General features: G+C 61.7%; 15 protein-coding genes. 10 read left to right on the forward strand and 5 right to left on the reverse strand.

Going from position 1 to position 21,455, the window contains the following annotated elements; all coding sequences use genetic code 11:
• Positions 1-51: 51 nt before the first annotated feature.
• The 4 genes from egtB to HHJ17_RS18080 all read left to right on the forward strand — a co-directional run bounded on the left by egtB (position 52) and on the right by HHJ17_RS18080 (position 5,983).
• Complete coding sequence (egtB, locus tag HHJ17_RS18065) at positions 52-1,308, forward strand: ergothioneine biosynthesis protein EgtB (protein ID WP_296502017.1); 1,257 nt, start codon at positions 52-54, stop codon at positions 1,306-1,308.
• A gap of 290 nt (positions 1,309-1,598) precedes the next feature.
• Positions 1,599-4,022: a Tex family protein gene (locus tag HHJ17_RS18070; RefSeq protein ID WP_296501921.1), complete on the forward strand. Its 2,424-nt coding sequence runs from the start codon at positions 1,599-1,601 to the stop codon at positions 4,020-4,022.
• 2 nt (positions 4,023-4,024) lie between these two features.
• A complete protein-coding gene (locus HHJ17_RS18075; RefSeq protein ID WP_296501922.1) occupies positions 4,025-4,849 on the forward strand; it encodes an HDOD domain-containing protein in 825 nt (274 codons plus the stop codon).
• Between the two features lie 6 nt (positions 4,850-4,855).
• Positions 4,856-5,983, forward strand: coding sequence for a patatin-like phospholipase family protein (locus HHJ17_RS18080; RefSeq protein ID WP_296501923.1), 1,128 nt, complete (start codon positions 4,856-4,858; stop codon positions 5,981-5,983).
• A 57-nt stretch (positions 5,984-6,040) separates the two neighbouring features.
• Here HHJ17_RS18080 and ybaL read toward each other — a convergent pair whose 3' ends face one another.
• Positions 6,041-7,762: a YbaL family putative K(+) efflux transporter gene (ybaL, locus tag HHJ17_RS18085; protein WP_296501924.1), complete on the reverse strand. Its 1,722-nt coding sequence runs from the start codon at positions 7,760-7,762 to the stop codon at positions 6,041-6,043.
• A gap of 403 nt (positions 7,763-8,165) precedes the next feature.
• Here ybaL and HHJ17_RS18090 point away from each other — a divergent pair, with 403 nt between their 5' ends.
• The 4 genes from HHJ17_RS18090 (at position 8,166) to HHJ17_RS18105 (ending at position 14,036) form a co-directional block, all read left to right on the forward strand.
• Positions 8,166-10,556: a DNA internalization-related competence protein ComEC/Rec2 gene (locus tag HHJ17_RS18090; RefSeq protein WP_296506754.1), complete on the forward strand. Its 2,391-nt coding sequence runs from the start codon at positions 8,166-8,168 to the stop codon at positions 10,554-10,556.
• A 62-nt stretch (positions 10,557-10,618) separates the two neighbouring features.
• The gene (locus HHJ17_RS18095) at positions 10,619-12,139 is read left to right on the forward strand and encodes a circularly permuted type 2 ATP-grasp protein (protein ID WP_296501926.1); all 1,521 of its coding nucleotides are present in this window, start codon (positions 10,619-10,621) and stop codon (positions 12,137-12,139) included.
• A gap of 16 nt (positions 12,140-12,155) precedes the next feature.
• On the forward strand, positions 12,156-13,115 hold the full coding sequence (locus HHJ17_RS18100) for an alpha-E domain-containing protein (protein ID WP_296506755.1): 960 nt from the start codon (positions 12,156-12,158) through the stop codon (positions 13,113-13,115).
• A 51-nt stretch (positions 13,116-13,166) separates the two neighbouring features.
• Complete coding sequence (locus tag HHJ17_RS18105) at positions 13,167-14,036, forward strand: HDOD domain-containing protein (RefSeq protein ID WP_296506757.1); 870 nt, start codon at positions 13,167-13,169, stop codon at positions 14,034-14,036.
• Between the two features lie 10 nt (positions 14,037-14,046).
• Here HHJ17_RS18105 and mltB read toward each other — a convergent pair whose 3' ends face one another.
• The 4 genes from mltB to HHJ17_RS18125 form a co-directional block, all read right to left on the reverse strand.
• Positions 14,047-14,976: a lytic murein transglycosylase B gene (gene mltB / locus HHJ17_RS18110; protein WP_296506859.1), complete on the reverse strand. Its 930-nt coding sequence runs from the start codon at positions 14,974-14,976 to the stop codon at positions 14,047-14,049.
• Positions 14,977-15,134: 158 nt separating this feature from the next.
• Entirely contained in the window at positions 15,135-17,159 is a 2,025-nt protein-coding gene (locus HHJ17_RS18115) for a DUF3488 and transglutaminase-like domain-containing protein (RefSeq protein ID WP_296506860.1), read from the reverse strand.
• Between the two features lie 16 nt (positions 17,160-17,175).
• Positions 17,176-18,216: a DUF58 domain-containing protein gene (locus HHJ17_RS18120; protein ID WP_296506759.1), complete on the reverse strand. Its 1,041-nt coding sequence runs from the start codon at positions 18,214-18,216 to the stop codon at positions 17,176-17,178.
• Entirely contained in the window at positions 18,213-19,133 is a 921-nt protein-coding gene (locus HHJ17_RS18125) for a MoxR family ATPase (RefSeq protein ID WP_296506760.1), read from the reverse strand. The genes HHJ17_RS18120 and HHJ17_RS18125 overlap by 4 nt, the downstream gene beginning before the upstream one ends.
• A gap of 41 nt (positions 19,134-19,174) precedes the next feature.
• Between HHJ17_RS18125 and HHJ17_RS18130 the strand changes: the two genes are divergently transcribed.
• The gene (locus HHJ17_RS18130; RefSeq protein ID WP_296501932.1) at positions 19,175-20,128 is read left to right on the forward strand and encodes a histone deacetylase family protein; all 954 of its coding nucleotides are present in this window, start codon (positions 19,175-19,177) and stop codon (positions 20,126-20,128) included.
• On the forward strand, positions 20,121-21,398 hold the full coding sequence (locus tag HHJ17_RS18135) for a mechanosensitive ion channel domain-containing protein (RefSeq protein ID WP_296506761.1): 1,278 nt from the start codon (positions 20,121-20,123) through the stop codon (positions 21,396-21,398). The genes HHJ17_RS18130 and HHJ17_RS18135 overlap by 8 nt, the downstream gene beginning before the upstream one ends.
• The last annotated feature ends 57 nt before the right edge of the window (positions 21,399-21,455 follow it).

Consider the following 21,455-nt stretch of genomic DNA (forward strand, 5'->3'; position numbering starts at 1 on the left):
GACCCGGCGCTGTGTTCCGGCCCCACCAAGGAAGCTTGCTGCATGACCGAGATGCCATCGTCCAACCGCCCCCTGGATTCCTCCTGCCCGGACCAGCGCGCGCTTGTCGCCCAGCACTTTACCCAAGTGCGGGCGCAAACCCTGGCGCGGGCGGCCCCGTTGTCGGCCGAGGACCAGTGCATTCAGTCCATGCCTGATGCCAGCCCGACCAAGTGGCACCTGGCACACACCAGTTGGTTTTTTGAAGCCGTCGTGCTGCAGCCGCATGCCGCTGGCTACGTGCCTTTTGACAGCCGCTTCTTCCGTCTGTTCAATTCCTATTATGAGTCGCTGGGGCCACGCCACCCGCGGCCGCAGCGCGGTCTGCTGACGCGTCCTTCCCTGGCAGAAATTCATCTGTATCGCGAGCATGTGAACGACGCCATGCAGTCCTTTATCGCCCAGGCCGACGCCGGCGTCTGGCAGGTGGCCGCGCCGCTGATCGCGTTGGGCCTGAACCACGAGCAGCAGCATCAAGAACTGATCCTTACCGACATTCTGCATGCACTGTCCAGCAATCCCCTGTTGCCGGCCTACCAAACGGCAGATACGTCGGGGCTGCAGCCGGCCACCACGTCGCCGGCACTGCGCTGGCTTGACTTACCAGGCGGCGTGACACAGGTGGGTCATGAGGGCGCGGGCTTTGCCTTCGACAACGAAACGCCACGGCACGCGGTGCTGCTGCAGCCGTACCAGATCGCCGATCGCCTGGTGAGTTGCGGCGACTATGCCTTGTTCATGGCGAATGGCGGTTATGAGCGGCCAGCGTTTTGGCTGTCCGACGGCTGGGCGGCGGTGCAGGTGCAGGGCTGGAAGTCGCCCGCCTACTGGATGGCGCCCGATGACCCACGCGCACCATCGGCACACTGGCAGGTGTTTGACCTGCACGGTGTGCAGCCGCTGGATGCGGCGGCACCGGTGGCCCATCTCAGCTTCTTTGAGGCTGCCGCTTATGCGGAGTGGGCCGGCGCGCGCTTGCCGACCGAATTTGAGTGGGAGGCCACGTTTGGCGCGCCGGGCCTCACGCAGATGACGGGCCAGGTCTGGCAGTGGACGCGCTCGTCCTACGAGCCTTATCCCGGCTTTCGGCCGCTGAGCGGCGCCGTCAGTGAATACAACGGCAAGTTCATGGTCGGGCAGCAGGTGCTGCGCGGCGGCAGCCGTGCCACGCCCGCCGGCCATGTGCGGGCAAGTTACCGCAACTTTTTCCCGCCGGCCGCACGCTGGCAGTTCTCCGGCCTGCGCTTGGCGAAAGATTTGCCGGACTGAGTGGCGCCGTGATTGGCGTTGCAGCCGGTTGCCTGGATTTTCTGTAAAAAAGTGTGAATACGCGTCGCGATGCCACGGCAGAGGGTTCGACCCGTTGACGGCCACGTTGGCCCGCGTTTGGCCTTGGTCCATTGGGCTGTCAATGGGTGCGCTGCTTCTTTGGGCCGTTGATCCCGCTATTGGCAGCTGGCGCAACGGTGAATCACCGCCCGGGCGCTTGACCTCGCCTGTGGCAAACTCTTCCTCTTCATATAGTTTTAGTCAGCGCCAGGCTGACGGCTCACACAGTCATGCAGAAAATCATCGCGCAAATCGCGCAGGAAATCCGGGTTCAACCTAAACAGGTGCAAGCCGCCGTCGAATTGCTCGATGGCGGTGCCACCGTGCCCTTCATCGCCCGCTACCGCAAGGAAGTGACCGATGGGCTGGACGACATCCAGTTGCGCGAGCTCGAAGCCCGCTTGAGCTACCTGCGCGAACTGCGTGATCGGTTGCAAACCGTGATCAAAAACATCGAAGAGCAGGGCAAGATGACGCCTACGCTGCTGGCGGCGCTGGTATCCGCCGCCACCAAGCAGGAGCTGGAAGATCTGTATTTGCCGTTCAAGCTGAAACGCCGCACCAAGGGCCAACTGGCACGCGAGGCCGGGCTGGAGCCGCTGGCCGATGCCCTGTTTGCCAACCCGACGCTGGTGCCAGCGGACGAGGCGCTGCCCTATGTGATTCCGATGCGGCCGGTGGTGGAGGGCGAGGACAAGCAGCCCGACTTCTCCACCGTACAGGCCGTGCTGGACGGCGTGCGCGATTTGCTGAGCGAGCGCTGGGCCGAAGACGCCAGCGTGGTGCAAGACCTGCGCGAATGGCTGTGGACCGAGGGCCTGTTCCAGTCCAAGCTGATGGACGGCAAGGACGAGAACAACGCCGATGTGGCGAAATTTCGCGATTACTTTGACTACGACGAGCCGATTGGCCGCGTGCCGTCGCACCGGGCGCTGGCGGTGTTTCGTGGTCGTGGGTTGGAGATTCTGGATGCCAAGCTTGTTGTTCCAGAGCCAAATACGCCTCTAGCCCCCGTCGCACCTGCGCAAGCAGCTATTAAAACAAGAGCGGCCCCAGTGGTCTCGCTGGCGGAAGGCCGCATCGCGTTGCGCCTGGGCTGGAGCCACAAGGCGCGGGCGGCAGACGACTTGATCCGCAAATGCGTGGCCTGGACCTGGCGCGTCAAACTCAGCCTGTCGACCGAGCGCGACCTGTTCACCCGGCTGCGGGAAGACGCCGAGAAGGTGGCGATCAAGGTGTTTGCCGACAATCTGCGCGACTTGTTGCTGGCGGCACCGGCCGGGCCGCGCGTCGTGCTCGGGCTGGACCCCGGCATTCGCACCGGTGTCAAAGTGGCGGTGGTTGATACCACCGGCAAGCTGGTGGAAACCGCTACCGTCTTTCCGCACGAGCCGCGCAAAGATTGGGAAGGCTCGCTGCACATCCTGGGCAAGCTGTGCGAGAAGCACGGCATCAACCTGATTGCCATCGGCAATGGCACGGCCAGCCGCGAGACCGACAAGTTGGCGGCCGACCTGATCAAGCTGATGGCCAAGGTATCGGATCGCCTGATTGAAAAAGTGGTGGTGAGTGAAGCCGGGGCTTCCGTCTACTCGGCCAGCGAATTTGCCTCGCAGGAAATGCCGGATGTCGACGTCAGCCTGCGCGGCGCCGCCAGCATTGCGCGCCGGCTGCAAGATCCGTTGGCCGAACTGGTCAAGATTGACCCCAAATCGATTGGCGTTGGCCAGTACCAGCACGATGTGAACCAGAGCGAGCTGGCCAAGACGCTGGAAGCCGTGGTGGAAGACTGCGTGAACTCGGTCGGTGTCGACCTGAACACTGCCAGCGTGCCGCTGCTGTCGCGCGTGTCGGGCCTGAGCGGCAGCGTTGCCAAGGCGGTGGTGCGTTGGCGCGAGGCCAATGGTGCGTTCAACAACCGCCAGCAACTCATGCAAGTGACCGGGCTGGGCGCCAAGACCTTTGAGCAAAGTGCCGGCTTCTTGCGCATTCGCGGTGGCGACAATCCGCTGGACATGACCGGTGTGCACCCCGAGACCTACCCGGTGGTGGAGAAAATCATGGCGCACATTGCCAAACCGGTGGCCGAGCTGATGGGCCGCACCGACATGCTGAAAGTGCTGAAGCCGGAGCTGTTTGCCAATGCCCAGTTTGGCGTCATCACCGTCAAGGACATTCTGGGCGAGCTGGAAAAACCCGGCCGCGACCCGCGCCCGGACTTCAAGGTGGCGCGTTTCAATGACGGCGTGGAAGACATCAAGGACCTGAAAGAGGGCATGATTCTGGAAGGCACCGTGAGCAACGTGGCGGCCTTTGGCGCCTTCGTTGACTTGGGTGTGCACCAGGACGGTCTGGTCCATGTCAGCCAGCTGGCGCACAAGTTTGTCACCGACGCCCGCGAGATCGTCAAAACCGGCGACATCGTCAAGGTGCAGGTGGTGGAAGTGGACGTCGCCCGCAAACGCATTGCCCTGACCATGAAACTGGGCGCCGCCCCGGCACGGCGCGACAGCGCAGGCGACAACCGCTTTCAGAGCGTGACCAATAACCAGCGCGGCCGCCCCGGCGGCCAGGGCGCATATCAAGCCACCAATGCACCGCAATCCAACGCCATGGCATCGGCCTTTGCCAAGCTCAAGGGCACAGGCCACTGACCATGAAACTGAATGATCTGCTGGCGTTGCAGTTCGTCCTGCCCAGTATCCCGAAGGTGGTGGCGCTCTTGTTGAGCGAGCTGGACCGGGATGAGCCCGATCTGAAAACAGTCACCCAGCTCATCAGCACCGATCCGGCCTTGACCACGCGTCTGCTGCAGCTGTCCAACTCGGGCTTTTTCAAACTGTCGGGCAAGGTCAGCAGCGTCACCGAAGCGCTTGCGATTCTGGGGTTGGGCCATGTGCGCACCATGGCGGCGGCGGCGGCCTCCGGCGCGTCTTTCAAGGCCGTGCCGGGCATCAACCTGCAGCAGTTCTGGGCTTACAGCTTGAACGTGGCCAAGCTGGCCCGCTCGCTGGCGGGTGTGGTGCGGCAAAACCAGCAGGCCGCTTTTACCTGCGGCCTGATCCACGCGGTGGGCGAGTTGGCCATGCACATGGGCATGCCCACGGAAGTGGCCGCGCTGGACCTTCAAGTCCCCCCGCTGGACCTGCAACGGGCCAAGGTCGAAAGCTGGGCTTTTGGTTTTTGCTATGCCCAGGTGGGTGCCGGCTTTGCCCGGCAATGGCATTTTCCGCAGCCGATTGTGGACGCCCTGGAGCACCAGTACGCACCCTTTGACAACGAGGTTTACGAACCGCTGGCCGGCGTGATCCATCTCGCCGCCTGGCGTGCCCGTGCCAAAGAGGCCGGCCTGTCCGACAAGGCGCTGGCAGTGACGTTTCCGGGTTCGGTGGGCGAGGTGCTCGGGCTGGACATTGACATGGTGCTGCAGCAAGACCCGATTGACTGGTCGTCCCAGACCTCGGGCCGTTCCCTGCTCTGACCCCCCATGCGCGCTTTGCACATTCATGCCGGTCCTGCGGCCAGGCGGCATCTTGAAAAAAACGGTCTGCAAGCCCGCGACATCCGCACCATCCCGGGCGCTGCCGGTGGCCCCAAGGGCTTGATCCTCGGACCGCTGGATCGCTTCATCTTTGGCCAGTGGCTGCCCCAGTCAGCGCAGCCGGTGCATCTGGTCGGCGCGTCCATGGGCGCGTGGCGCATGGCAACGGCGTGTCTGACTGATCCGGTGGCGGCGTTGCAGCAGCTGGAACAGGTTTACCTGCACCAGCACTACCACCTGCTGCCCGGGGCCAAGCGACCCAGCGCCGCCAGTGTGAGCGAGCTGTTTGGCCAGACCCTGCAGTCTTTTTATGGCGGCCGGGTAGAAGAGGTCTTGAAGCATCCCCGCTACAAGCTGCACATCGTGACCGCACGCGGGCGGCATGTGTTGCAGCGCGAACACCGCTGGCGCACCCCATTGGGTTATCTGGGCGCGTATGCGACCAACCTGCTGCAGCGCAAAGCGCTGGGGGCCTGGCTGGAACGGGTGGTTTTTTCAACGCCGCAGGCCGCCTTGCCTTTTGCCAGTAATGACTACCGGACGCGGCAAGTGCCTCTGAGTGAGGCCAATTTCCAGAAAGCCCTGCAGGCCAGTTGCTCCATTCCCCTGGTGCTGCAAGCCGTGCATAACATTCCCGGTGCGCCGCCCGGTGCCTACTGGGATGGTGGCATGACCGACTACCACCTGCATCTGAACTATGCCGGCGCTCAAGTTACTCCTGAATTGATAGCTGATTCCGCTTATACGACAGGGGCTGGCGGCCTGAATGGTTTGGTTCTTTACCCGCATTTTCAGCAATCGGTGGTGCCGGGCTGGCTGGACAAAAGTCTGGGCTGGCGCCACAAAGCGACGCCTTTTCTCGACAACATGGTGCTGCTGGCGCCGAATCCGGACTGGGTCAAACGCCTGCCCAACGGCAAGCTGCCAGACCGCACCGATTTCACCCACTATGGCCAAGATCTGGCCGGCCGCGTGGCCGCCTGGTCCGCCGCCATCGCCGCCAGTGCCCAGTTGGCGGAGGAGTTTGAGGCTTGGTTGCGGCAGCCCGATCTGCGGCAGGTGCAGCCGCTTTAGCCGAGGTTGGCGTTTCGTTTCCGGCCTGATATCAGGTTAACTTTTTCTACGGTGCCATCATCCGTGCTCGGGCGCCGGGGTCACTGGCATCGGGGTGAAACGCTCCAGAATATGGCGCGTCATGCCTTTGGCCAACTCATCTTCGCCAAAGAAGACCGTGCCGATTTCATCGTTACGCAGCAATTGCGATTCTTCCTCGCTGTGGGTGCGCAGTACGATTTCAATGGTCGGATTGAGGGTGCGAGCCGTGTCGGCCATCTGCCGAACGCCGAGGGGATCGGGGGTGGCGATCACCAGCATGGCCGCATTCGCAATATGCGCCTGGATCAGGACCGCCGGATCGGCCGCACTCCCTGAAACGGCGTGGGTTCCAGCCTTGCGGAGTTGCTCCACCAGTTCGCGGTTCTGCTCGACCACGACATAAGGAAAGCCACCTGAATCCAGCGCCTTGGCAATGCGGCGTCCAACCCGGCCAAAGCCGACCAGCACAACTTGGCCCTCGAGAAATTTGCGTTCGGTCGTCATGGGCAACTCGGCATAAGGGTCTTGCCGCTGTTCCAGACGGCGGGCCAGTTCCGAGTGTTTCAGAAGCCAGCGTTGCAACGGGGCAATGCCGGCAAACAGCAAGGGGTTCAATGCAATTGATATCAGTGAACCCGCCAGAACCAGGCTCACCCCTTCGGCAGGCAACAAGCCGAGCGACAGTCCCAAACCCGCCAGAATAAAAGAGAACTCCCCGATCTGTGCCAAGCTGGCCGCGACGGTCAGCGCCGTGTTGAGCGGGTAGCGCAACGCAATCACCAGCACCGCCGCTGCGAGCGACTTGCCCAGAATAATGATGGCAATCACGCCCAGCACGCGCAGGGGCTGCTCGATCAGAATCATGGGCTCGAACAACATGCCCACCGAGACGAAAAACAGCACCGAGAAGGCGTCGCGCAGCGGTAAGGATTCCTCTGCAGCGCGATGGCTTAGCTCGGATTCGCGCATTACCGTACCGGCGAAGAAGGCGCCCAGCGCAAACGACACGCTGAAAAGGGCGGAGGCCCCATAGGCGATGCCAATTGCCGTGGCGATCACGGACAGGGTGAACAGTTCGCGCGAGCCGGTGCGCGCCACCTGCCACAACAGCCAGGGTAGCGCGCGCCGCCCGACGATCAGCATGAGGGCGATAAAGGCAGACACCTGCAGCAGCGTTTGTCCAATGGTCATCCAAAGTGGTTTGGCGGCGGCACCTTCGGCCATGGAGCCACCCAGTACGCCTGCGAGCGGGGGCAGCAGCACCAACACCAGCACAGTCGCCAAGTCTTCAACCACCAGCCAGCCCACAGCGATCCGCCCATTCATGGAGTCAAGCACTCGGCGGGCTTCGAGCGCCTTGAGCAGTACCACCGTACTCGCGCAAGACAGCGATAAGCCGAAGATCAGCCCGCCCCCCAGACTCCAGCCCCACCACCAGGCCAAAGACATGCCCAACACCGTGGCCAAGCCCATTTGCACGACGGCTCCAGGCACGGCAATGCGCTTGACCGCCAGCAAGTCGTTGAGCGAAAAATGGAGCCCAACCCCGAACATCAGCAACATGACGCCAATCTCCGATAACTGGGAGGCAATTTGCACGTCGGCCACGAAACCTGGCGTCGTCGGGCCAATGAGGATGCCGGCAACCAGATAGCCCACCAGCGCCGGAATCTTGAGCCTTTCGGCAATGAATCCGAAAATCAAAGCGACGCCGAAGCCGGCGGCAATGGTCGTAATTAAAGAAATGTTGTGATCCATTCAGTCCTTGGGTTGGTCCGCTGTCAAATGGCAGGTGGGAATAGGAATGTTTTATATATGGCCGGTGGCGCGCTGGCGATAAAGGCCAACTGGCGGGGCATCGCCACTGGGCTTGAGGCACTTACAGTGTAGTTAGAGCGCATCAGGACAGCCTCAACCAGTAACAAATAAGCGCCACGACACGCAGCTTTTTACCAGTGAATAGCCTCCAGGCTCATACGAGGAACTCGATAGTCCACAGTGGAAAAGAGAGTATTTTTTCAGGCGAACAGTTCTTCCTGAACGGCAGAGGCAGTCGTTTCTTTGGGCCGTCGGAGGCCAATCATCGCCGCGGTTGCGTGGATGTCTTGTTGGGTGGGATAGCATGGGCGCATGCACACCGTTTCGCCCAATTAGCTCCTGAATGGCGCGGTTTATTTTTCCGGTGCTGTTGGGCTTTGTGATTGGCACCGCCTTGCAGTTGCAGCAGGTGGCGCTGTTTGCCTGGCCGGTTTATATGTGTTTTATGCTGCTAGCCGCCGTTCTGTATGCGCTGGTAGCTACTAAATTAATAGCATTCCGTGGCCGTGCCGGGTTGGCTGCACTGGCCTTTGGCCTGCTGGCATTTGGGTTGACCGGGCTGCGCGCTTCGGCCTTTTCAGAGCAGACGCTGGATGCCGCGCTCGAAGGGCGCGACGTGGTGGTCACCGGGGTCGTGGCCGCCATGCCGCAGCACAACGAGACCGGGCTGCGTTTTCGCCTGGAGGTGGAGTCGGCGCAGCTGCTGGACAAGCCGGTGCACTTGCCGCCCAGCCTTTATCTGGGCTGGTATTCCGGTGTGTTTGGCGGCGCAGGCCTGGTCGGCGAACTGCAGCGTCAGCCCGCCGCGATCGAGGCTGGCGAGCGCTGGCAAATGACGGTTCGCCTGAAGGCGCCGCATGGCGGCAGCAACCCGTTTGGTTTTGACTTTGAACTGTGGCTGTGGGAGCAGGGCTTGCAGGCCACCGGCTATGTGCGCGCTGGCCCCAAAGACCCGGCACCGTTGCGGCTGAACCAGTCCGGCTGGCATCCGGTGGAGCGTGCCCGCCAGCAAGTGCGGGATCAGATTTTTGAACGGGTGGCGGAGCGCAAATACGCCGGTCTGATTGCCGCCCTGGTGGTGGGCGACCAGACCGCGATTGACCGCGCCGACTGGGATATCTTTCGCGTCACCGGCGTTTCGCACCTGATGTCAATCTCAGGCTTGCACATCACCATGTTTGCCTGGCTGGCAGCCCTGGCGGTGGGCTGGTGGTGGCGGCGTTCCGCGCGACTTTGCCTGCGCGTGCCGGCACCCAGCGCCGCCTTGGTGGGGGGCGTGCTGCTGGCCACGGCCTATGCCTTCTTCAGCGGCTGGGGCGTGCCCTCGCAGCGTACGGTGCTGATGCTGGTCACGGTGGGTTTGCTGCGCTTGTCGGGCAAGCAATGGCCGTGGCCGCACGTCTGGCTGCTGGCGTGCGCGGTGGTGCTGGCGCTGGACCCGTGGGCGCTGCTGCAGGCGGGCTTCTGGTTGAGCTTTGTGGCGGTGGGTGTGTTGTTTGCCACCGATTCAGGCGCGGTGCCTGCGAAAACTGAGATTAACGCCATCACCAGCGTGCGGGCCCTGTTCCGTGAGCAATGGGTGATCACGCTGGCCTTGACGCCACTGACCCTGCTGCTCTTTGGCCAGGTCTCCTTGGTGGGTCTGGTGGCCAATGCGCTGGCGATTCCGTGGGTGACGCTGGTGGTGACGCCACTGGCGATGCTGGGCGTGTTGCTGCCGCCGTTGTGGGACGTGGCCTCAGTCGCCATCGCGGCGCTGGCCTGGTATTTACAGTTGCTGGCGGCTTTGCCTTTTGCTTCTATTTCCATAGCGCAAGCGCCTTTATGGGCAGGGGCTGCAGGCGTTTTTGGCGGCTTTTTGCTGGCCATGCAGTTGCCCTGGAGCCTGCGACTGCTTGGGCTGCCCTTGTTGCTGCCGGTGCTGCTGTGGCAGGCGCCGCGGCCTTCAGCGGGCCAGTTTGACCTGCTGGCCGCCGACATCGGGCAGGGCAACGCCGTCCTGGTGCGCACCGCCAGCCATGCGCTGGTGTTTGATGCCGGGCCGCGCTTCAGCCGCGAGAGTGACGCCGGCCATCGCGTGCTGGTGCCGCTGTTGCGCGCGCTCGATGTCCGGGTCGATAAGCTGATGCTCAGCCATCGGGACACGGATCACATCGGTGGCGCACTGGCCGTGCTGGCAATGCAACCGCAAGCCGAGTTGCTCAGTTCAATTGAAGATGACCATGAACTGCAGTCCGTGCGCCGGGCCACCCGCTGCACGGCGGGGCAGCACTGGCGCTGGGACGGTGTCGATTTTGACGTGCTGCACCCGCGGGCGGACGACTACGACGCCGCCAATAAATCCAATGCCATGAGTTGCGCCTTGCGCATCTCCAATGGCGTGCAGTCGGCACTGCTGGCGGGCGATATTGAACAGGCGCAGGAAGCACGGCTGGTCGGGGAAGGGGCAAGCTTGAAAGTCGACGTGTTGCTGGTGCCACACCACGGCAGCAAAACCTCCAGCAGCGCCGTTTTTCTGGATGCGGTGCAGCCGCAGTTTGCGCTGGTGCAGGCCGGTTACCGCAACCGCTTTGGCCACCCGGCCGAGCCTGTTTTGGTGCGTTATGCCGAGCGCCACATTCGTGTGATTGATTCGCCCCATTGTGGTGCGGCGACTTGGCAATCGGCCCAGCCCGGTGATATCACATGCCAGCGCACACAAGATTTGCGCTATTGGCATCATCGGCTTCCTTAAGATCCAGATCAATTCGGGTTGGCGTAAAGCTTGCTAAGCTAGATCAAGGAGCGTGATTCTTTATGCAGAAATTCGACGAGATGTACACCCAGTTGCCCTACGAGTTCTTTACTCACGGGGCGCAGATCCGTGACCACTACAAAATCTACGATGAATGGCTGGCCCGTCAGCCCGGCGACATGATGGCCAAGCGACGTGAAGAAGCCGAAATGATCTTCCGCCGCGTCGGCATTACCTTTGCTGTTTACGGCGAGAAAGACGAAGAGGGCGCCGGCAACGAGCGGCTCATCCCGTTTGATTTGATTCCGCGCATCATTCCGGCGCATGAGTGGGCCAGCATGGAGCGTGGTCTGGTGCAGCGGGTGACGGCGCTCAACCGTTTCATCCATGACGTCTACCACGACCAGGAGATCATCAAGGCCGGCATCGTGCCGCGTGAGCAGATCGAGAAAAACGCCCAGTTCCGCCCCGAGATGATGGGCGTTGATGTGCCGAACAACATTTACTCGCACATCTCCGGTATCGACATCGTGCGGGCCCCCAACGCCAAGGGTGAGGGCGAATATTACGTGCTGGAAGACAACCTGCGCGTGCCCAGCGGCGTGAGCTACATGCTGGAAAACCGCAAGATGATGATGCGGCTTTTCCCCGCCTTGTTCAACGCGCACCGCGTGGCGCCGGTGGCGCATTACCCCGACTTGTTGCTGGAAACCCTGCGTGCCAGCAGCCCGGCCACCACGGCCGAGCCAACGGTGGTGGTGCTGACGCCCGGCATGCACAACAGCGCTTATTTTGAACACGCGTTTCTGGCGCAGCAAATGGGCGTGGAACTGGTGGAAGGGCAAGACCTGTTTGTTAAAGACAACTTTGTCTACATGCGCACCACGCGCGGGCTCAAGCGGGTGGATGTGATCTACCGCCGGGTCGATGACGATTTTCTGGACCCTCAGGTGTTCCGACCCACGTCCACCCTGGGCTGTGCCGGTCTGCTGGATGTGTATCGCGCCGGCCACGTGAGTATTTGCAACGCCGTCGGCACTGGTGTGGCCGATGACAAATCGATCTATCCCTACGTGCCGAAGATGATCGAGTTTTACCTCGGTGAAAAACCCATTCTCAACAACGTGCCCACCTACATGTGCCGCAACAAGGACGATCTGGCCTACACGCTGGCCAATATGAAAGACCTGGTGGTGAAAGAGGTGCATGGTGCCGGTGGCTACGGCATGCTGGTCGGCCCGGCCGCCACCCAAGCCGAGATCGAAGACTTCCGCAAAGCGGTGTTGGCCAACCCCAGCGGCTACATCGCGCAGCCGACGCTCAGCCTGTCGAGCTGCCCCACCTTCGTGGAGAGCGGCATTGCCCCGCGCCACATTGATCTGCGGCCCTACGTGCTCAGCGGCAAGACGGTGCAGATGGTGCCGGGTGGCCTGACCCGCGTGGCCCTGAAAGACGGTTCGCTGGTGGTGAATTCGTCACAAGGCGGCGGTACCAAAGATACCTGGGTGCTGGAGAACGGCGTGAACCCTGCCGCACCGGCACCCGCCCCATCGCAGTCGCAGTCGCAAACCCCGTCATCCTGAGCGCAAGGAGTTACCCATGCTGTCACGTACCGCCGATCACCTTTTCTGGATGTCCCGCTACACCGAGCGGGCCGAGAACACCGCCCGCATGCTGGATGTGAACTATCAGACTTCCCTTTTGCCGCAGTCCGACGCGGTCGCGCTGATGGGCTGGCAGGGTTTGCTGAGCATCAGTGAACTGCTGCCCACCTACACCGCCGAGCATGGCGACATCAACGTCCGCAACGTGATGGACTTCATGGTGAAGGATGAGAGCAATCCCTCCAGTATCGTGTCCTGCCTGGGCGCGGCCCGCGAGAACGCGCGGGCCGTGCGCGGCACGCTCACCACCGAAGTCTGGGAGACGCAGAACCAGACCTGGCTGGAGGTCAAACGCATGATCAAGTCGGGCGAGTTTGAACATGACCCGTCGCAATTTTTTGAATGGGTCAAGTTCCGCTCGCACCTGTCACGCGGCGTGACGGTGGGCACCATGCTGATGGACGAGGCCTTGTACTTCATGCGCCTGGGTACTTTTCTGGAACGGGCCGACAACACGGCGCGTCTGGTGGATGTGAAGTTCCACGCTGTACAAAGTGACTTTTTTGGCACCGCCAATGGCAAGGACCAAGAGTACGATTTCTACCACTGGAGCGCTATTTTGCGCAGCGTGTCGGCGTTTGAGGTCTACCGCAAGGTGTACCGCGATGTCATCCGGCCTGAACGCGTGGCCGAGTTGTTGATTTTGCGTCCCGATATGCCGCGTTCGCTGCATGCCAGTTTGAACGAGGTGGTCAACAATCTGGCCATGGTGGTCAATGACCAGTCGAGCGAAACCCATCGGCGCGCGGGCAAGTTGCGCGCTGAACTGAAGTACGGCCGCATTGATGAAATCCTGGCCACCGGTCTGCATGCCTACTTGACGCAGTTTCTGGACCGCGTGAACGATCTGGGCGCCCAGATCAGCCGTGATTTTTTGATTCCGTCGGAAGCTTGACGGCAAGACATGGGCGTTTATTCAGGATAATCGTCGGCAGGAGGCGATTCAATGAAAGTGGCAGAGATTAATCGGGAGCTGGACATAGCTCGGGACGCAGGCCCCTTGCGTGACATCATCATCCCGCCCTGTCCGGAATTGCTGGCCGAGTTGCAACTGGAGGTGAGCCAGGGCGACCCCGACCCCGGTGTGATTGCCTGTATTGCCGGCAGCGACGTGGCAATGGCGGCTTCGTTGATCCGTATTTCCAACAGTTCGTTTTACGCGCGCAGTCAGCCGGTGCGCACCGTGGCCGAGTCGGTGGCCATGCTGGGCGTGGGGCCTACCGTGTCCGTTTTGACGGGGTTTTTGGCGCGTAATGCAATTCACGTCAACTCGCCCTTGCTGGCGCATTTTTGGGAATCGTCCACCCGCCGTTCACTGGCCATGGCCTACATTGCGCGCCAGTTGTATGACGTGGATGCCGATGTGGCTCAAACCTGCGGCCTGTTTTGCCACGTCGGCATTCCCGTCATGTTGCAAGGCCTCAAGGGCTATTCGGGCACCCTGGCCGAAGCGATGGCGCGGCAAGACCGCACGTTCACGCAAACTGAGAATGCCGCGCACCGCACGGACCACGCGGTGGTGGGCGCGCTGGTTGCCAAAACCTGGCGGTTGCCGGCGGTGATTTCCATTGCCGTGCGGCTGCACCATGATTTCACTGCCCTGCGCGACGACGCGATCCCGCTGGAGGTGCGCAATCTGGTCGCCATTGCCGCCATTGCCGAGCATCTGGTCGGCAAGCACGAAGGCGTGCAAGAACAACGGGAATGGGAACGCCACGGCGACGAATGTCTGGCCTTTTTGCAAGTCGGCGCGGCCGAAGTGGATGCCTGGGTGGATGCCCTGTACCCGGCTTTCGAGAGCGTGCTGGTGAACTGAGTCGAGGCGTTTACTTGTTCATGGAAGCCGTAACTTCCTGCCCTAATTCAATCACCGCCATCGCGTAGTAACTGCTCCAGTTGTAACGCGTGATGGCGTAGAAGTTTTCAGTGCCCGCTACAAAGCGGGGCGATGCGTCACCGTTTTGCAGTTCCACCAGCGCCAGCGGGCCAATGTGTTGCAGGGCAGGCCCTTCCAGTACCGCGCCTTTGCTCCCAAAGCTGGTCACACTGAAGGTGGGCAGGATGTCGGGCGCCAGCAGCGCGTCCAGGTCCAGCGTATTGGCATCAAAGCTCACCGGGTAATGGGTCGGCATGCCGCGCTGCCAGCTGAAGGCCTTGAAGTAATTGGCCACCGAGCCAATCACATCGGCCGGGCTGTTGAAGAGGTCGATCTTGCTGTCGCCATCAAAGTCAATCGCGTATTTCACCCAGCTGGACGGCATGAACTGGGGCATGCCCATGGCCCCGGCGTAGCTGCCCCGCAATTCCAGCGGGTCAATGTGGGTGCGGTGGCTCAGGCTTAAAAACTGTTCGAGCTCATTTATGAAGAATTGGCTGCGCTCTTTGGCGCGCGGGTGCTTGGCCGGAAAATCAAAGGCGAGGGTGGCCAGTGCGTCGATCACCCGGAAGTTGCCCATTTGCTGGCCGTAAATGGTTTCCACGCCGATGACGCCAACGATGATTTCGGCGGGCACCCCGGTCTCGGCTTCGGCTCGGGCCAGCGTTTCCCGGTTGTCCTGCCAGAATTTGACGCCGGCCCGGATACGGGTGGCGTCAATGAAGCGGCTGCGGTAAACCTGCCAGTTTTTGGATGTACCAACGGGGGGCGGTTGAATGTATTTGGCCACCTGCGACAAGTAGTGCGCCTGCCCGATGGCTTTGCGCACCCATTCGCGGTTCAGATTACGGCGCTCCGCAATGTCATCGGCGGCCTGCATCGCGTCATCGCGTTGGGCGTAGAGTGGGCCCGACTGGGTCGACGTTCTGGCGAGTTGGGTCGCAACAACCTTCTTTTTTTTGATCTTTTTGGCGCTAGCCCCCGTCGATAGTGCGCAAATAGCTATAAAAATAGTAGCAATAAAAAACGGTTTGTAATTCACGTAGGCCAGACCAGTTGTTTGAGTTCGCGTTGCAGTGTAACGAGGCGGGTACGCTGCGCACCCGGCGGCGCATAGCGCTGCGATTCGAGGCGCAGCAGCCAGTCTCGCAGGGCCAGCGCTTGTAAATTGTCCGGGCCGAACTGCTGCATGAGTTGCTCCGCCATGCGTCGCGGCGGGCTGTTGGCAGCCAGTTTGACGCCTGCTTTTTGCAGCTGTGTTGCCGCCAAAGCCAGCAGTCGCAGCCAGGGGTCCTGGCGGCTGCGTTCCCACAGCGTCCAAACGGCGCCGACCAGGCTGACCAACACCACGAGGCCGATCAGCAAGTAGATCAGGTCTTCCCAGCGGGGCGATTCAAAGCCGAGATACTTGAGTAAATTGAGTTGTTTGCCTTGCGTGTAATTCAGTACCCGCTGGTTCCAGTTGTTGTTGACGGCGTCCCACATGACGCGCAGATTCAAGGCAAAGTCAGCGCTGATGTTTCCCAGCAGGGCGTCGGCAATGGCGCCGCGCGGCGCTTGCAGGCGTTGCAGCGCGCCGATGCGTCCGGGTGCCACGGCGGAGGTCGGGTCTACCCGCACCCAACCCCGGTTGGCGAGCCAGACTTCGGTCCAGGCATGGGCGTCGCTCTGGCGCACGATCCAGAATCCGTCCACCGCGTTTCGCTCGCCACCCTGGTAGCCAGTGACCACGCGGGCCGGCACGTCCAGCGCCCGCATCAGGATGACGAAGCTTGCGGCAATGTGTTCGCAAAAACCTTCTTTGCGGTCGAACCAGAACTCGTCAGCGCTGTCGCGGCCAAACACGCCGGGGTCCAGCGTGTAGGTGTAGCCCCCACTGCGCAGCCGCTCCATCACGGCAGCCACCAGTTGGGCCTTGTCGGCGCTGGCATAACGCGGGTCGCTCCGCAGTTCAGCCGCCAGTTGCAGCGTGCGTGGGTTAAAGCCGGCCGGCAGTTCCACGTAGTCTTGCAGCCCCGCCATCGGACGCAATGGGCCGTGCCGGAAATCGGTATAACTCTGCGCCGTGTAGCGTGCCAGATCAGTTATCGGGCGGTCTGTCTGCCATTGCAGCTCGGACGTCATGCGGGCATCCAAGCCGCTCAAGATCGGGTGGACCGGGGTGGCATCCAGCAGCAAAAGCCAGGGCCGGTTGTTGGGCTCCAACGTGACCTGGTAGCTGAAAGGCGCGCCCCGCACTTGCAGATTGGCCGGAGGCTGCATACGAGTTGGGAAACCCGAGCGCAGAGGGCGCCACTCGCGGCCGTCAAAGTTTGACAATACGGGCCCGCGAAAGTACAGGTCGGACTGGAGCGGTGTCGCCCCTTCAAAGCGGATGCGCATGGCAATGCTGTCATCAAGAGCCAGGCGGGCGATATTGCCCACCTGCATGGTGGCGGACAAGCCGCTGCGCCCGCTCATGGCGTCATTGGGAATGCCCCACAGCGGCGCCAGCCGGGGAAACAGGAGAAACAGCACGACCATGATGGGTGCCCCCAGCAGAGCCATCCAACCGGCGGTCTTGGCGGCTTGTGCCAAGGGCGGTTTGCCAACCGGCATGTGGGCATTGACCAGCGCGGTCAGCAGGCCCAACAGGGCAACCAGCATGGCGGCTGCCGTGAGCAGCGATTGCGAAAAGAAAAAGTTGGTCAGCATGGTGAAGAAGCTGAGAAAAAACACCACAAAGGCATCCCGTTTGGCGCGCAGCTCCAGCGTTTTCAAGGCCAGCAACACCACGATCAGGGTCACGCCGGCATCGCGCCCGAGCAGTGTTTTGTGGGTGAAAAGGGTGGCGGCCATGGTCAGCACCAGCAGCGCCAGCAGCCACCAGCGGGAGGGCAGCGGCCGAAGGGTGACGGCCAGCCAGCCGCGCCACAGCAACACGCCGGCCGCCAGCAAACTGCACCATAGCGGCAGATTGGCGACTTGCGGCAGCACCACCCAGGCAATCACAAGCAGCAAAAACAGGGTGTCGCGGCTGTCCCGAGGCAAGTGGCGCAGGTGATTCAGCAGCCGGGTCAGCATGGTTTCAACGCCCTGGTCATTGCCGGGCCAGCGCTTGCAGGCAGCGCCGTTTATGGGCTTCGCCGTGGCCGGGCTGGATTTCAAGTCCGCTCAGGCGCAAGCCGTAATCCAGTCCCAGCTTCTCGGCCTGCAGCACCCAGGCGCACAAGCGGGACAGTTGTTGCTCCAGGTGGCTGGTGCCGCTGTGGTGCTGGTCCAGCCACAGCTCATGGCGTTGCACCTGCTGGGTATCCCGGCTCACCAGTTCATCCGATTTGGCGGCTTTTTTCCAGACCACCAGTTTCAGGGGATCACCCCGGCGGTAGGCGCGCACGCCATCGTATTCGCCACTGCTGGGCTGGTGCACGGCGGCAGCGCCCCCCGCCCGCGGCTCCCCGGCTGGCAAAGGGGGCGGAAAAGCTTCCGGTGCCGGATAGACCAGCACCTGGGCCGCTGGCCGCCACACCGTCCAGACCCGAAAGGTACCCAGCGGAAAACGTGTTTCGGCCGTCAGCGACGGCACCCGGTGCAGGCCACGTCGTTCCGGTTGGAAGGCGATATGCACCGTGGCCATGCCTTGGGCTGGCATATCGGTCCAGACCCACTGACCGGATCCCAGGACGGCCAGGCCAATGCCGTACCGGACGCTGCGTCGATGACTCTGTAGATTTATACCAATAATGGCGCTAGCCCCCGCGAATTGTGCGTCAGGTGCTATTAAATGCATAGTGATGCCGCGCAGCGTGCCGTGACACACATGCATGCCGACCAAGGCGCTGCCGGCCAGTAAAAACGTCAGCAGGTAGCCCAGGTTGAGCTGGTAATTGATGGATGCCAGCAACAGAACCAATAGCGTGGCCCCCAGCATGAAGCCGGGGCGGGTCGGCAGGATGAAGACGTTGCGCTGGGTCAGAGTGGTAATGTCGCACAGCGGCAACCGGGCTTCGAACCAGCGCCTGAACCGCCCGCGTAAATCAAAGAATCCAATGTGGGTCGCGGCGCTTGCGTTGTGGTTTTCCGCAGACGCCTTCACGCCTTGGGACGGCCCGGCAGCGCGCAAGCGCTGTACAGCATTCATGGCAGCGGCACAGCGTCCAGCATGGCGCGCACCTGTTCGACCGATCCCCGGCCCGCATCCCCGACCGGCATCAGGCGATGGGCCACGGTTTGCGCCAGGATGGCTTGCACGTCGTCGGGCGCCACGTAGTCACGTCCGCTCAACAAGGCTTGCGCCTTGGCGGCGCGCACCACGGCAATACCGGCCCGCGGACTCAGGCCCTGCAAAAACCATTGCCCAGAGCGGGTGGCGGCGATCAGGTCCTGTACGTAGTCCAGCAGCGGGCCCGCCGCATGAATCGCCAGCACCTGTTGCTGCAGCATTTGCAGTTCAGCGGCGCTCAGCAGGCTGGGCAGGGCGTCCACCATGTCGCGACGGTCGAGACCCGCCAGCAGGTTGCGCTCGGCAGCGCGGTCGGGGTAACCCAGTGAGATGCGCATCAGAAACCGGTCCAGCTGGGACTCCGGCAGTGCGTAGGTGCCGAGCTGGTCATGCGGGTTTTGGGTGGCGATCACAAAGAAGGGGGCGGGCAGGGGGCGGGTTTCGCCGTCCACCGTGACCTGCTTTTCTTCCATGGCTTCGAGCAGCGCGCTTTGGGTTTTCGGGCTGGCACGGTTGATCTCGTCGGCCAGCAGCACCTGCGCAAACAAAGGGCCGGGATGGAAGACAAAAGTCTCCTTGCCGCGCTCATAAACCGAGACGCCTGACAGGTCGCTCGGCATCAGGTCGGCGGTGAACTGGACGCGCGAGAACTGCAGGCCAAAAGTTCGGGCCAGCGCGAGGGCCAGGGTGGTCTTGCCAACGCCGGGCACGTCTTCAATCAGCAAGTGGCCACCGGCCAGTAAACACACCACACAATCTTGCGTTTGGGCCGGTTTGCCAACAATCACCGTGTTAAGCTGATCCACCAGTGATTTGAGTTTTTGTTGTGCATCCATGGCATGACGTTACCTGAAAATTTGAGAGTCGGACGAGCACTATGACCATGACTGGATACTTTACCCACCGCGATTGCTGGAAGCATGAAATGGGCGCGGGGCACCCCGAATGTCCCGAACGGCTTGATGCCATCGAAGACCGTCTTTTGATCACCGGTGTGGGCGATGCGCTGGACCGGCGCGAGGCGCCGATTGCGCCTTTGAGCGACATCGAGTTGGCGCATGGCCGCATGCATGTGGCTTCGCTGCGGGGTCTGAGCGATGGCCTCAAGGAAGAAATTGAGGCCGGTGGCCCAGCCCATGCCCAAGTCGACCCGGACACCTCCATCAATGTCTACACCTGGGACGCCGCCCTGCGCGCTGCGGGTGCCGCGCTGGCCGCCACCGACGCCGTGATTGCGGGCGAGCTGGAGAACGCTTTTTGTGCCGTTCGCCCGCCGGGCCATCATGCTTGCCGCGACAAGGCCATGGGCTTCTGCTTTTTCAACAACGTGGCGATTGCCGCCAAGTACGCGCTGGAACGCCACGGCTTGAAGCGGGTAGCGATCGTGGACTTTGATGTGCACCACGGTAACGGCACCGAAGACATTGTGGCCGGCGACCAGCGCATTTTGATGGTGAGCTTTTACCAGCATCCGTTTTATCCGCTGGATTACGTCCACTCCAGTGCCAGCAACCTGGTCAATTTACCGGTACCGGCCTACACCAAGGGCATGGACGTGCGGGAGCTGATTGAGAGCGCCTGGATACCTCGTCTGGAGGCTTTCGAACCCGAGATGATTTTCATCAGTGCCGGGTTTGACGCGCACCGCGAAGACGACATGGGCCAGATGGGCTTGGTCGAAAACGACTACGCCTGGATCACCCTGCGTATCAAGGATGTGGCACGCCGCCACGCCAAGGGACGCATCGTTTCTTGCCTGGAAGGTGGCTACAGCTTAAGTGCACTGGCGCGCAGTGTGGAGGCGCATATCCGGGTGCTGGCGGATGTTTGATCCCCGTATTACCGACTTTGACGGCTGGATTGCGGCACTGACCCGGCCTTCCGCCTTGATCGAACTGGGGGCGCTGGCTTTGTGCGTCATCGCGGCCTGGGCGGTTGCCTCGCTGGTCTGCCAGGTCATGGGAACACGCAGCAGATCGTCCATCATGTTTGGGAAGCGCATCGTGGACGGCGTGTTGTTTCCGCTGTTGTTGCTGTGCCTGGCCTATCTGGCCCAGGCGGTGGTGTTGCGCTGGGTTCCGTTGGGGGTGTTCAAAGTGGCGATCCCCGTCCTGATCTCTCTCCTGGTCATTCGTCTGGGTGTCAAGGTGTTGCAGACGGCTTTAAATGACACGCCGCTGGTTCGTCTGCTGGAGCGCACCATTTCCTGGGTGGCGTGGCTGGCGATGGTGTTGTGGGTCAGTGGGCTGATGCCGGCGGTACTGGAAGAACTCGATCAGATCACCTGGAAGGTGGGCGGCACCGCATTGTCGGTTCGCACCATGCTGGAAGGGGGCTTGACGGCGAGTGCCGTGCTGATCTTTACCCTGTGGATTTCATCGGCCATTGAGGCCCGCCTGTTGCGCAATGCCAAGGGTGGTGAGTTGTCTTTGCGCAAGGCGGTGAGCAACGCCACGCGCGCTTTGCTGGTGTTTGTCGGCCTGTTTTTGACGCTGTCGGCGGTGGGGATCAATTTGTCTGCGCTGTCGGTGCTGGGTGGCGCCATCGGGGTGGGCGTCGGTTTTGGCTTGCAAAAGCTAGCGGCCAATTACGTGAGTGGATTTGTGATCCTGGCTGAACGCAGCATGCGCATTGGCGACAGCGTCCGGGTTGATAATTTTGAGGGCTGCATTACCCAAATCAACGCGCGTTACACCGTGATTCGCTCACTGAGTGGGCGTGAGTCGATCGTGCCGAATGAACTGTTGATCACCACCCGTGTCGAAAACCTGTCGCTGGCCGATGCGCAGGTCTGGCAGTCTACGGTGGTCTCGGTCGCCTATGACAGCGATGTGGATCTGGTGATGCGCCTGCTGAAACAGGCAGCCCTGAACCAGCCCCGCGTTATGCGCATCCCCGAACCCACCGTGAACCTCTTCTCCTTCGGTGCCGATGGACTGGAGTTCAAGGTCGGGTTCTGGATTGCCGACCCCGAAAATGGCAGTGACAACCTCAAATCGTTGATCAACCTGGATATTCTCAGGTCGCTGCGTGAGAATCAGATCGAAATTCCATTCCCACAACGTGTCATCCATACGCTGGCGCCGGAAAGCCGCGGGTAAAAGTACCTGGTGCTCTTGAGGCTATAATTTTAAATAGCACGATCGTACTATTTTTTG

The sequence above is a fragment of the Rhodoferax sp. genome, from assembly GCF_012927445.1.
GTDB lineage: Bacteria > Pseudomonadota > Gammaproteobacteria > Burkholderiales > Burkholderiaceae_C > Rhodoferax.